Below are 13409 nucleotides of genomic sequence, written 5' to 3' on the forward strand. Positions count from 1 at the left end.
CCTTCAAGGATTGCGCGTGAGTACATTTGAGCAGCATCACAGCGGTACCGGGGACAATGTTGGGCGTGACAAGATCATAAATGAGATCAAATCGCTTGCCCCAGCCGATCTCATAGCTCCCATGGAAATGGTATTTGAGAGCCTGCGGCAAAAGGACAGTGTTACTGCCAAGACTCAGATGGTCATGCTCAAAGCGATCGCTCAACGAGATCCTGAAGCCGCAGCTTTGATGGAGGTAATTTCCATTTATGGTGGGCTCGTTGAAACTAAAGATCACGATGCCGCTTGGAAGACTGTGGCAAGGATCATTTCGACGGCTACGAATCCAATTGTTAGGGACGTTTGCTTGGCTGCTCTGTTGCGGCTGTCCCACAGTACCGAGCGTGAGTCGGCGGCGAAGGAGCTCTACTCGACCGAACCATCTCCTGGTGTTTATACCAAAGAAGCCTATCTGCGCTACTACGCGGATGAGGAGCAATTGCAAGCTTCTAGTAAAGGTTTTCCGGCGGAGGAGGTGCTCACTGGTGTCGTTGAAGGGGCCCTTCGACTGCAACTGATAGATCTGTCAATTCGAATGGCCGAGCAGCTTGATCTGAACTTTGGCTCATACAATTCCAGGGTGCTTTTGGCGATCGCCACTGGCGTTGCACTCAATCCTGACCTCGTCGAGCGACATTTCTGGCTAACCCAGCCGGCGGTGAAGGAGCGACTGGACGAGCTCACTGAGCGGGTAATCAAGCTACTTGCGGAGTCGGGGACTGATGTCCGCGTCCATGAATTGGGTTGCTCGATATTCAGGATTTACCATGGTTATCAATCTGCGAGATTATTCGATGCGTTAAAAAAATGCCTTCAGCATCTTGATCCAATGCGATCAGAGGAAATTTCTAGGTTTAAGGCTTTGGCAGGGGATGACGCTCATCTTCCTCAGTCGCAGAAGGATCTGAAGGAGACCTCTAGAAACCCTCAAAAGAGGCACGAATGGTGCCAGCGGTTTCTCGAAGCGGGCGCGCATCAACTTGAAGAGGTCGGTCCATTCATTGAGCTTGCCAAACCGGTTGAGCTTGAGAAGTGGCTGGCTCGTGAGCGCATTCTGACTGATGCCTCTGAAATGGAGGAAGCCTACATAAGGCTTGTCGCGGGCACCTTCCAGCATGCAGGACAGTGTGATGACCCAATGCAGCGGCAAGAACTGGGTGAACAAGTCGATCGATTCGTGGCCGAGTGGAATGCCGTGTTGCCTTCAATCACGCCAGAAGGACTGTTTGAGCTTGCGGAGAAACTTTACGCCCTGAAGCTTCCGCACAAGGCGCTCAACATTACCACTCCTCTGATACCAGAAGATGCACTATGGCCTTCTCCTTATGTTGTGACGTACTTGAAATGCTTGCTTGAAACAGGGCAATACAAATCTTTTGACGGCCTAATTTCGAGAGTCAAAGGAGCGGAACAATCCGTGATGCTTTTGAATTTTCAGTCACTGAAGGCCGAACAAGCAGGTGATATTGAATCAGCTATTAAGTTTGGCGAGTCGATGATTGAGCTCGAACCCGAGATGCCATGGGCTTGGTATCGAACCTGCTATTTGCTTGATCGCTATCGGAGCCTGGGCGAGCAGCAAGAATTTCAGCAGCGGATCCCTGGATCAGTGCTACTAAAGCCATCACGGGAAGTTAAAGGGATTCTTTACTTTCTCAGTAGAGCGGGAAATTTCAAACGTGCAGAAGCCCGCTGGGTTGAATGGTTTATTCAAGATCCGCGTGGCCATTCTGTAGATTTCGTCAATTTCCATTTTGGGCTCGGTACACAGCCCAGGCCAGAATTTGACGTTTCTCCCTCACTTGGTGACTGTATTGGAGCTGTTCAATATGAGCAGGAAGGGAACAGCCTGATTCGCCTCATCGTCAACGATGAACGGGAGCCCGGTGAGTGCACACTGAAAGCGTCTAGTCAGTTGGGACAGTTGCTACAGAGTCTGGCGGTTGGAGAAAGCGCCAATCTAAACATGACGGCCTACAAGGTCGAAGAGCGATTTCCTCCTTATGTGGCGTGCTTACGTCTCGCGCTCAGGTTACGGCAGATCCACAACGATGGCAGTGATTGCTTCACAATGATGCAGATGCCCTCCGACCCGAGTGAATTCGTCCCTTTGCTGGAAGAGAAAATGGCGCAAGGCTCCGATAGGCGTCAGCATCTCGAAACGGTGGACGGTGTTCCGTTGTATATCCGAGGTCACGCTTTATATCCGTCTGACCCTTTCAAAGGGGCCCTGAATTGTTGGACTGACGCTCAAATACCCAAATCACCACTTTGGGATGCAGGGATTGCAGAGCCGAATGCGGTTGTACTTGATGCTTACAGTATTGGCTACCTAGCGGTAACGGATCTTGCACAGCGCTTTTGGGATATTGGTATTTCGTTTGTCATACCCGCAGCGACCAAAGAGGCACTTCAGCGATTCGTTGACGAGATATCCCACGAGAAGTTCATGCTCTTGGGCGTCACTGACGGTGGCAGGCTCTTTCGAACGACAGCGGCAGATTTGCGCGAACGCGATGCTCATATCCTCAAAGCCTTAAGGCTGATCCTCGATAAGGGGACCGTAGTTCATCCAGCCGCGCATGACGTAGAACTTGAGGTCTACACCATCAAAGACGGCATCGACTTCACGGTCTACGATGCTATGCAGCTCTCCTTAGCCAACGATATTCCTTGGTTATGCCTGGATGGTGCCTTTGCCGCACTCCACAATGCGAATAAGCACCCCATCGTCAATGTGCAAGCTGTCGTGCTTCGAGCTATGGCCAGCACATCGTTTGACTTTGAGCAAATGCGCCACGGTCTTATACGATATGCGCTTGGGACCCTTCCTTTGCCGCTCACGTTCGGGGACATCATGTCTCTTGCATCAACTCCAAATACGTTGGCTGGATTCATTCTGTACAAAATCATACAGAATCATGGTCGTCAGATTTTTACGGGCGAGGGACGACCAAAGCTCCTCCTCGATACTATTCATTCACATCTTGGCAGCCGTTTTCTGTTCGGTAGGGACTTTAGTTCTGTATCGCCGAGGTATACGCCTTGTATGACTTATACGTTTCATGTTTTCAATCACGGATTGGATCTATACCTCGACTTGTCTGATAAAGGAAGTGCCGAGTCGCGACTGGCTATGGCGATGGCCCAAATGATGCTTAGGAGCGACTGGTACCAACCTTTCCTTGAATACTTGTCCCGTAATTTCGTGGACTTCGCTCGGGGGCATTTCATGGATCTCCACGTGATTACGCAAAACCTACAGACTATTTTGGATACGATGCGATTTGAGTCTGATAGAGCTGGCTAAGGAATCTGACCTACGGAATAGTGAGGGTTTTAGTACAAAAAGCAGGACATTAGGATTGGTTCAGTGCGTAGAAGGCGAGCCCGCGCAGTTCCAATTTCATTCGTATTTGGTTCAACAGTTACTCAATGCTTAGTCTAATAGGCTCCTTTAGTGCTGATGCATTGTTTTGATAGCTATCCCTCTAATTGCTTCAATGGTAAAAATATGTTCGCACACCTTCAAGCTCTGCCTGGCTCACTACTTATCCTACTTGGATCTATCTTGGGGTTGCACCGCGTTTTTGTCCTCGTTGAGGAGACGTTCTCAGAAGCTAGTCGCGCAAAGATGGGAAATCGTTTGCTGACGGGAGATTTTCGTAAGGGGACGCGTAAGGTGCTCGAGCTCTATTTGAGTCTGAACAACACCCTATTTGGGAAAAAGATTTTTTCCCTTCGTTCATTTGTCGTCAGCGTCAGCCTGACTTCGATATGGGGAGTATGCTTTACCCTGAACTACGCGTATACCTTTCCAGCGTTTAAGAATGCGCTATTCATGATGACCGATACGTCAAATCTGAGGGATCTTGCAATCATTGCGTTTTTTGTGGTTTTGATAGTTGACTACCTATCGATCAGTATGACGAGGAAAATCTACAGAACGACTGTAGCAAAAGGAAAGAGGTCATTTTTCGCTGCATTGATCTTTGATTTAATAGGTTCAATAACGTTGTATTACATAGGTATCTCACTTTTCAGATTAATCATATCGAGTGATTTTTTATTAAGTCCATTCGACTCAGTCAAGATATGGTCCAATCCGACGCAGATTTCGATGGGTATGAAAGTTGTCAGAGATTTCGACTTTTCGGCAGGGCACCAAACGAGTGCTAACACTTTTCAATTTGATCAGCCATTGGAGACTGTAGTCACATACATGTTTCCTGAAGGTGTCTTTTTTATCTCAAGCCTCATGACGTCTATTTGGTTATGGGCATACTTGTTAGCTTATGCCGCAGCATGGTTGATGGTTAGGGTAAACAAAATAAAAAGAACAGTACTGCCTCATTTGAATATCGATAAGAAACCGTTGACCGCGTTGACGGGCATTGCTACTGCTATCCTAATGCTGGGCATTATCGGAAGCGCGCTGCTAAAGCTTTAGTGATTTGTACACTTAAGTTTCGGTAAGCTTGTATATGTATGAATACGGAATTGTTCGTGGTGTGATAATTTTTTATAAGCTGTTAAGATATTATTGAGTGTGGCGTAAACTTTGACTTGTAAAAATTAAAGAGTGATCCAATGCAAAAACAAGAAATTACACAAACTGAACTGGATGCAGGAAATGGAAATTTCGATAATTATATGAAATATGTCATCCAGAGAGTGGCTGCAAAAGGCTCCGATCCAGCGGTAGCGATATTCATAGCTGCAGATATTATTTGTTCAGACGGCCATGCGTTAATTATTGGTTCTACGTGTGATTCTGCTGGTACTAACGTAATCAACTGGATAGATGGATTTTATTCTAAAAGAGCTCATATCTCATACTGCCTACCATCAATTGCTTATACTGTACATGGTGCGCCTTTTTTGTTGAGGATGCCGGCGCTACGGGAGGAAAAAATGCCGGTAACTGAAGCGGTAGTTGAGTTGTCCGATCGAGCTGCTTCTGCAATATCTTCAAGTAAGTTCTCTTTGCTAGAGAGCGAATATAATGAATTTTATGACGCTTTGGAGTTAATATGTCGTATAGATACATCTATAGTTGCTCACCTGGAGAGCGCTGCGCGATGCATTTATGATGGTGCTGCACATTATGCCATGGCGAGATGGGAGTCTTTACATTTTATCGAAAAGGCTATGAAGGAAGTGCTTTTCCCTTTAGGCGTGAAAATAGAAGGCTCGGCGGGGCATGATTTAAGAGGGGCATTACATACAGCTTGGAAAGACGCGGGGAAGCCATCTCTGCCTGCTCAGTTAATAGACGATGTAATGTGTTCGTCCTCAATGCGGTACGAGAGAACCGAGCAACCATACTCAGCAACCATTCGAGCTCATCATTCTTCGATTAGGTTGGGAGCATTAATTAGTCGTGAGCTAGCAGCGGCACCTACGATGACCGAAACGCTCTCCATTTCTCTCAAGAGCGTTTCCCGGGATCCGTTGCTTGCTATTACCCGGGTTATATCGGCTTTAGACCAGGCGCAAGTCTCATCCCAATTTGTGGAGTTGACTAGGTAGTCAGTTAAGTCCGCCCCCCGAATTATAGGTCGGATCACCGAGGTTCGTATTAGGAATACGAGTGCATATGTGTGGCTCGCCTGCTATCAAAGCACAGTCATCAGATCATTTGGCCTCAATTTTCACACGGACGGAGGAAATTTACCGATCGGCGATAATTGCGTGCAGGTAAGTGGGCAAGCCATACGGGCTCACAGGAGCAATGAGGTGCTTCTTTCAGGCAGTTGCTAATCTCAAGCAGGAGCGGCTACCCAGGCTCTCATCAACGATGATGGTCGAGTTGACAGAGCTTTTGTCGGCGTGGATTTCGGTCTGGTCACTAGGAATGACTTTTTAAACGACTGCTTTAGGAGCGAAAAGCGTTGATCGTATATCTGAAAGTTTCAACTGAACTAGCTAAATTAACCTTTTACGGCAGAGTTTGATTCATCACTTTCCCAAGGGAGCTCCTTCAGCTCGGCGATAGATTGAAATTCTTTCAGGTACTCAGGTTGATGCCTGGCCAGCCACCGAACGACCGCTGCGTTGGCGAGAAGCTTAGCTAGGTAGCCTTTGATGACCGTGAGATGAAGTACGTCAGGTCCGTAGCTCTCCTCCACTGTTTTGATTTGCATCTGTAGGGCGGCGAGCTCACGCTCTAGCCGAGCAATTGACTCTGCAGATATCTGCTGATCAGGTTGGGGGCTTCTAGGTACTACTAACAGGTCTGATGGAGTGGCAGCCAAAAGTGCTTTAGCGAGCAGGACAGAAAGATTTTTATTTCCAATCATCAATTCAGCCGCTTCGATTTGCCTCAATGGTTTCATCTGTCGCAGAAGATGGAATACGTTTGCGGGGCAGTCTGTGTCGCCCAGGAGCGAAATAGCTTCTGCGCAAATGCCATTTAACAGGCGAAATTTTTGCTTGATTGTCTCCGGTGCCAATCCAAGCGCTTTGCCAAGCCGCTCCGCAGAGACCCCACGCTCCATCGCCCGCACTATCATTTTGTTACTTTGGACGGCAGATAATCTGTTGGTGCGCTTGTTATATGAGTAGGTGTCATCGTCCGTTGCTACGAGGCAATCGACTTCCAATTCACCTAGATCCTTGAGCGCTTCAATACGCAGGTGCCCATCAACCAAAAAGTAATGTCCGGCGCGGCCAGGTACTGGTGTTACAGCGGGTGGTTCCACCAGTCCGACGTCCTGGATCGACGCGAGGATTTGCTGATATTTCAGGCTTTCTTTTACCGCGGACCGTGACATTTTAAGCGGCAGGATATTGGCTATTTTGACTCGAACGCACTCATCTAAAAAAGCATTTTTTAGAGTGTGAGTCGACTGAGGGGCCGCGGTTTCGAGCCATTTCTCAGACATCACAGTCCCCCATTGCGAAGCCGAGCCTGTATCAGCTTGGGCATCGAACTCAGTTGCTCTGTAGAAAGAAGCTTTTCGAAATCACTAACCGCCAAGAGTTCTTTAATCGCCTGAATGGAGAAAATGACCCGTTCATGGGTAAAAGCAGCCTTTTTAACCATCAGGCGCTGCCGCTCGGCTTCTCGTTCGAATAGTTTTCTCAAGTCTGCGGACGTCAGCCTTTTCTTCTTATTCTGGCTATCACGACCCAGTGGGCTTCCCCGCACCAGTTTGTCTTTCTTGGCACGTAGCTCTAAAAGGTGACGCAGCTTGGTAATCTTCTTTCCTTTTATTCCGCGCTCGTAGGCGTCAGTAAGTAGGTTTTGAATGTCGCTTTCACTGCTACGGGCGATATCGGCTGCCATGCTTAGAGGTATTAGCCCTGTCTCAACTGCTGATAGGAGTCTTTCTTCACCGCGTTCAAATAGACCAACAATCATGCTGACCCAAGAGGCCGTGCTGCCAATTATTACTGCGATCGCCTCATCGGTTTTGCCCCGTTGTTTCAGGCGCCCGACCTCGTTCATAAGGTCTATCGGACGATGCTGCCTTCGAGCTACGTTCTCCACCAGGCTCATGACCAAGCAGTCCTCTTCTGCGGCATCAATCACAAACGCAGGAATTTCTGTGGCTTCTAGCGCGAGAAATGCTTCAAGACGGCCTTGCCCACACACGAGGTCGTAGCTGATCTGCCCCAGAGGCGTTGCTCTAAGACTTACGGTAATGGGGCGCTTGAGTCCTACAGTTTTTATGTTTTCTATAAGCTCGCGGTGAACCTTCTTGTTCCTCGTGCGAGGATTGAGGATGTGGATATGTGATATCGGAATCAGTGCGACGCGATCACGCGAGGATGATGGGACAGTCATTGACGTGCCTCCTTCAGCGAGCAACGCGCAGCAAGTCCATCAAGTACGTCCAGCGTTGCAAAACGGTAACTGTCTATTAAGGGGCTGTTTTCTTCGGACATTTTTCGCGGCCACGCCCCCATATCCATACTGGGGATGAGGTAATAGTCCCGCACTTGTAGATTTTCGTGCTCCATGCGTACCGCGATGGTGATGTCGGGTGTCAGGCTGTTTTCAAACCGGAGCTTCCAGCGAAGAGTACCTGCCAGTGTGGATTGGCAGCGCGCGATGACCACAGACGCTGTCCATTCATCGTTAATTGTCAGTAGGTCACTCTGAATATTGAGCTCGACTCCGGCACCCACATGCTTGAAGTGTTTTACAACATCTTCAAGAACCTGCGGATGCAGCTGCCGCAGGGAGCGATTGACCTCCAAATACCGATAGTCTCGGTCTGGTGTGTAGCCGATAAGCGTGTAGGCACGTAAGAGGCCGCCGAAGCGATTTATATAGGTCGTGCTGGAGGGCATGTGGTCTTGGTCATCGATGAGCATCCCGGACAAAGAGCCCGCCCGCCGTAACAGGGTGCGAAGCAGTTCTAGCAGTTGTGCATCGTCCAAGCGGCGTGAGCGTTGCAAGATGATTTCGCGAACGGCTGCAAACACCTCCACTGAGACAATTCCCTGGAATGCCCCATCACATCGAACCCACTTTTCGGGTGGGTTGCGGCTGATACGTTTACGTAGTTTGGAGGATGTTTTGTTGTAGACGTTGTTACCTATGTATTTCTCGTTGGTCAGCACTTGGTGCACGCTACCTCTACTCCAGGGGCGCTCGAAATCGGTGACCAGCCCCTCGGCGTTCAGTGCATCGGCAATATCGTGCTCACTCATCCCGTTGTGGATGAACTGGTGATAGATGTGTTGAACCACCTCGATTTCGGTTTCGGGTCCCGGAATTAAGATAACCCTGTCTGTCTGGAGACTTTTCTGTTGGCCCCGCGACAGTTCTGCCTTGAATTCGCTTTTCTCATCGATCAAAGCGCGGCGCAATCCATATCCCGCCGGGCCGCCTTGATGAAAACCTTTTTCAACGAGGCGGCACTGACCAGCGAAGACTTTTTGGGAAAGCTCTCGGCTGTACTCACCAGCCATGGATCGTTTGATGCCTTTGTAAATGGTTGCTAGAGGCGAGCCGTCGTTTTCAAAAGGCTCTGCGCAATACACCACATTGATACCGGAGCTGGTGCAAAGGTATTCATAGTGGGCACTTTCGTCCGTGTTCTGAAAGCGTCCCCAACGACTGACGTCATAGACAAGAATCACCTGATACTGGGTATGTCCGGCCTGGACGTCGTCAAGCAATCTACGCAGAGCATCACGGCCGCCGATATCTAGGCCACTTTTCCCATCGTCTTGGTAAGTTTTGACGATTTTCATGCCGTGGCTCATGGCGTAAGCATGGATGGCTGCTGATTGGTTTTCCGTGGAGTAGCGTTGGTGATCAGTAGACATGCGAACGTACTCCGCAGCTGGCACCAAGCTGTCAGAGCAGTCAGTTGAATCTGTTCGCATGGACGGAGAGGGCAAGTAGGCCTCCTCTAGGCCAGAGAAGGCTGGCCCATTCGATTCAGCTTAGCGATGCGTTGTGACGAGATGGTGACGAGTCTTGGGGTCTGGCTGATGCGCGGGTATCTCTACTGGCCGTGCACCGTTTCAGTGAGCCGAGTAGGCTTTTCTCATCTATTTTGTGAGCCAACATCGACTGAAGGCTTTGGTAAAAATATTGATTTATAAAATCTATCGATATTAATAATTTAATAGCTGTTTGTATCTAGCTCTTAAGTGTTTGATTTTATTAATTACTTTAATAATAAACTAAGGTCGTATTAACTATTGCCAATATTTCGCTTGTAACCCAAAAAAAAATGGGTAAGGTTTGAAGCGTTCCCTCCGACAGCCAGCCTGCATTCCAGCAAGAACCTAGGCCGACTCTAGAGGGGAGCTACAAACCCACCCATCCTCAAACGAAGTGATCATATCATGGGCGATAATGTAACCAACCACCGAGTGCGTGAATTGGAGCGAAAGGTAGCTGGCCTGCAAACACAGGTTCAGATTCTGCACTCCCTCCGAGACACTGATAACAAAAAGCGCGATCGTCAAATTCGCGATCTGGAAATCAACGCCGCTGTTAGCCGCGGTCTTCCCAAAAAAGAAGTGGCAAAAATCTTCAAGCTTTCTCCAGGCCGAGTCAGCCAGCTGACTAGCCGTTCAGCCTAACGAAAGGCTAAGCCTGCGTCCTTAAGCGAACGGCGAGGATCCCCTCGCCGTTTCGTTTCTCAAGCGATACGTTCTACCTGCCTTCCGCTTTCTTCATGAGGCTGAGAAAGCTAGCACTGTGCCTTAGAGGAACGCCTTGAAAAAAGTCCTTGGGAAGTGACTTTAACCTAGGCATGCTTGAGTCTCATCCTCAGTATCAAATCATGAATTTCGAAAATCTTCCCTCCAACTTATCCTCACAACTTCAAAATCTCACCAGCGGTACCATTCTCCTCACTCCAGATAGGCTGAAATCCCGGCACTTCTCGATTTTAGGTTATCGAGCCGACGCTCTGTATGTCGAGACCCAGGGTGGGACTGAAATGAGGCTTCCTTTGCAGGCGTTCGTGAGGACGCTGCGTCACATGTACGAATCGGGCTCCAGTGCATATCGTCCTTCGCTCATACGCTCAAGCAATCTTGAGCCTCCGCTAGGTGGCCTCTGCGACATATCCCGAGGTGCGAATGGCGAGACGCGCTGGATCACATACATTTTACCGGTTCTCCAGCACTTGCGCTGGGTCCACGTCAATGGCGCCCAACGACCAAACACTGCATGGCTAGCATCGCCAGCCTGAGTCTTACTCGAGGGCAAAAACCACCGTTGATGAAAACCATGCTCGAAAAACTACGTCTGTTCGGAGAGCGCATTTATTCTGTGACTCCAGTAGGTTTTTCTCATCTTTTCTGTGAATCCCAGGCTCGGTGCTCACAGATAAGATGATTTTTCACCCGCGTTTACTGAGCATCACGAATCATCTATTTTGTGAACCTACATCTGTGATGTTCCCACCATAACCGGGAACATCCAGAACTAACGCATCACGTCCCACAAAAAAGCCAACGCCTTCGCGCGTTGGCTTTTTTGCATCTGGCGATAACGCGCCTTCATTTATACAAGATGGCCTGATGAATCTCCTGCAAGGCCATGATGCGCTGGGCGGCATTGAGCTTGATGGCTTCTTTTGGCATGCCGAACACCACGCACGTTGCCTCGTCCTGAGCCACAGTAGACGCGCCCGCGTCGAGCATTTCCTTGAGGCCGCGAGCGCCGTCATCGCCCATGCCGGTCATGATGATGCCGGTTGCGTTCTTGCCGGCAAACCTGGCCACTGATCGAAACAGCACATCCACCGAGGGGCGATGGCGGTTGACCAGCGGCCCATCGATGACCTGGGCATGATAGTAAGCGCCGCTGCGGGTCACCATCAGGTGCTTGCCGCCGGGTGCGATCAACGCCAGGCCCGGCAGGATACGGTCATTGTTGCGTGCTTCACGCACTTCGATCTGGCACACACTGTTCAGGCGCTCGGCGAAGGATGCGGTGAATTTTTCCGGCATGTGCTGCACGATCACCATCCCTGGACACACCCTTGGCAAGGCCGTCAGCACGGCCTCCAGCGCCTGGGTACCGCCGGTGGAAGTGCCAATGGCAACGATGCGTTCGGTGGTCTGGGCCATGGCCTGACCATTGGCTGCAGGCAGGATCGCATCTGCGCTGAGCTTGCCGGCCGGAGCCGATGGCGGGCTTGGCTTGGCGACGCGTTTACCCAGGTTTTTAACATTGGAGTTCGCTGCGGCACGGATCGCCGCCACCAGCTCGGCAGCCGACTCGATCAGGAAGTTTTTCAGCCCGGTGGTGGGTTTGGTGATGATTTCCACGGCGCCGGCCGACATTGCCTGCATCGAAGTTTCCGCGCCCTTCTGAGTCAATGAAGAACAGATCACCACAGGTGTTGGTCGCTCGCTCATGATTTTTTTCAAAAAGGTAATGCCGTCCATGCGCGGCATCTCGACATCCAGCACGATGACGTCCGGCCATTCCCGAGCAAGCTTATCCATGGCAAACAGGGGGTCGGAGGCTGCTCCCATGACGTGGATATCCGGGGTGTCATTTAGAATCGCCAGCAGTACCTGGCGCACCACGGCCGAGTCATCGACCAACAGCACGCTGATTTTTTTGGTAGGCATCTTTTTCGAGTGTTCCCATTGGTTGGTGCCGGACCCAAACGTTGCCGTTCCACAGGTCGAACAAAACAGTGCGATAGCCGGTACTGCCCATGTCCTGAGCCGTCAGGTGTAGATGATGACGCTCGGCCAAAGCCAGTGCGGCACGGATATTCAGGCTGGCAACATCCCGCGCCGGTAGTTGGCGGTGATGTTCGGGAAACATCTCGCCGCCGCCGAATAATTTGACCTGATAGTCCTGCGGCTTTGTGCCGTTGGCGCGTGCATGACGCAGCAGGAGCTCGAGCGCTTCATCACCATATTTGCCATCCAGCGGCTGATCCCCGCGATTACGCGCAGGCAGCATGAAGTGGCACATGCCGCCGATACGCCGTTGCGGATGCCAGAAGGTGATTGCCACACAGGACCCCAGCAAGGTGCGCAAGCGCGTCGGGCACGTCGCGAAGCTGACTTCCCCAGGCGCCAGCACCACTTCGGCGGCATCGGCAGGCTTTTTCATGGCTTGCGGTAAATCGACGGTGCCACCAGCTTCAGCGTGTCATTCACGCCGTTGAGGCTTTCGGAGTGGCTGATGATGAAGTAGCCGCCCGATTTAAGCTGCGGTAACAGTCGCGCGACCACTTGGCTCTTGGTCTGCTGGTCGAAATAGATCATTACATTGCGCAAGAAGATTACGTCGAATTCACCCAGGCCGGGCAAGGGTTCGTTCAGGTTAACCTGGACAAAATTGACCCGGTTGCGCAGGGTTTTGTCGATGAGGAAGGTGCCGTGCTGACGCCCTACCCCCTTGAGGCAGTATTTGACCAACAGCGGCTGGGGCAGATTGCTGGCGCGCTCCATGGGGTAATGACCGTTGCGTGCCTTGGCAAGTACCTGGGTGCTGATGTCGGAACCGATGATTTCCCAGGGCGTGGTGCCCAGGCCTTCGGCGAGCGTCATGGCCAGGCTGTAAGGTTCTTCGCCCGAGGAACTGGCCGCGCTCCACAACCGGAAGAGCTTGCCGGGTGCCGCGTTGGGCAGAACATGCTGACGCAGGAAGTCGAAGTGCTTGGGCTCGCGAAAAAAATAGGTTTCGTTGGTGGTCAACAGGTCCAACGCCACTTGCAGCTCGCCTTTGCGCTGATCGCTCATGATCAGCTTGAAGTAATCGCCGTAACTTTTGAGCTCATAGTGCTTGAGTCGTTTGGACAGCCGCCCGGCCACAAGCGCCTTCTTGGCCGGCGACAGGTTGATGCCTGCCGCACGGTATAACCAGGACTGAAACTGACCGAATTCGCGATCATCCAATGGTGAGGTATCTGGCATGATCA

The 13409-nt window shown here is 50.6% G+C and carries 10 protein-coding genes; 4 read left to right on the forward strand and 6 right to left on the reverse strand.

The window, feature by feature from the left end; genetic code table 11:
- Positions 1-16: 16 nt before the first annotated feature.
- From SC318_RS00095 to SC318_RS00105, 3 genes are all read left to right on the forward strand, one after another.
- Positions 17-3349, forward strand: coding sequence for a GapS6b family protein (locus SC318_RS00095; protein ID WP_320429146.1), 3333 nt, complete (start codon positions 17-19; stop codon positions 3347-3349).
- 204 nt (positions 3350-3553) lie between these two features.
- Positions 3554-4489 carry a hypothetical protein gene (locus SC318_RS00100; RefSeq protein ID WP_320429148.1) on the forward strand — a complete coding sequence of 312 codons (936 nt, stop codon included), beginning with the start codon at positions 3554-3556 and terminating at the stop codon, positions 4487-4489.
- A 140-nt stretch (positions 4490-4629) separates the two neighbouring features.
- The gene (locus SC318_RS00105) at positions 4630-5571 is read left to right on the forward strand and encodes a hypothetical protein (protein WP_320429149.1); all 942 of its coding nucleotides are present in this window, start codon (positions 4630-4632) and stop codon (positions 5569-5571) included.
- A gap of 401 nt (positions 5572-5972) precedes the next feature.
- Here SC318_RS00105 and SC318_RS00110 read toward each other — a convergent pair whose 3' ends face one another.
- The 3 genes from SC318_RS00110 to SC318_RS00120 are packed head-to-tail and all read right to left on the reverse strand — an operon-like array spanning position 5973 to position 9384.
- Positions 5973-6926, reverse strand: coding sequence for a plasmid partitioning protein RepB C-terminal domain-containing protein (locus tag SC318_RS00110; RefSeq protein WP_320429150.1), 954 nt, complete (start codon positions 6924-6926; stop codon positions 5973-5975).
- Positions 6926-7831 (reverse strand): plasmid partitioning protein RepB C-terminal domain-containing protein, encoded by a 906-nt coding sequence (locus SC318_RS00115; RefSeq protein WP_320429151.1) that lies wholly within the window; start codon positions 7829-7831, stop codon positions 6926-6928. Before SC318_RS00115 ends, SC318_RS00110 begins: the two co-directional genes overlap by 1 nt.
- Positions 7828-9384, reverse strand: a complete 1557-nt coding sequence (locus tag SC318_RS00120) for a recombinase family protein (RefSeq protein WP_320431302.1) — start codon at positions 9382-9384, stop codon at positions 7828-7830. Before SC318_RS00120 ends, SC318_RS00115 begins: the two co-directional genes overlap by 4 nt.
- Before the next feature lie 468 nt (positions 9385-9852).
- On the opposite strand from SC318_RS00120, the gene SC318_RS00125 reads away from it, so the two are divergent.
- Entirely contained in the window at positions 9853-10092 is a 240-nt protein-coding gene (locus SC318_RS00125; protein WP_284403798.1) for a hypothetical protein, read from the forward strand.
- Between the two features lie 927 nt (positions 10093-11019).
- On the opposite strand, the gene SC318_RS00130 is transcribed toward SC318_RS00125, so the two are convergent.
- The 3 genes from SC318_RS00130 to SC318_RS00140 are packed head-to-tail and all read right to left on the reverse strand — an operon-like array spanning position 11020 to position 13404.
- Entirely contained in the window at positions 11020-12102 is a 1083-nt protein-coding gene (locus tag SC318_RS00130; RefSeq protein ID WP_320429152.1) for a protein-glutamate methylesterase/protein-glutamine glutaminase, read from the reverse strand.
- The gene (gene cheD / locus SC318_RS00135) at positions 12065-12598 is read right to left on the reverse strand and encodes a chemoreceptor glutamine deamidase CheD (protein WP_320429153.1); all 534 of its coding nucleotides are present in this window, start codon (positions 12596-12598) and stop codon (positions 12065-12067) included. The genes SC318_RS00130 and cheD overlap by 38 nt, the downstream gene beginning before the upstream one ends.
- Complete coding sequence (locus tag SC318_RS00140; protein ID WP_320429154.1) at positions 12595-13404, reverse strand: CheR family methyltransferase; 810 nt, start codon at positions 13402-13404, stop codon at positions 12595-12597. The genes cheD and SC318_RS00140 overlap by 4 nt, the downstream gene beginning before the upstream one ends.
- Positions 13405-13409 lie beyond the last annotated feature (5 nt).

The organism is Pseudomonas sp. MUP55, from assembly GCF_034043515.1.
GTDB lineage: Bacteria > Pseudomonadota > Gammaproteobacteria > Pseudomonadales > Pseudomonadaceae > Aquipseudomonas.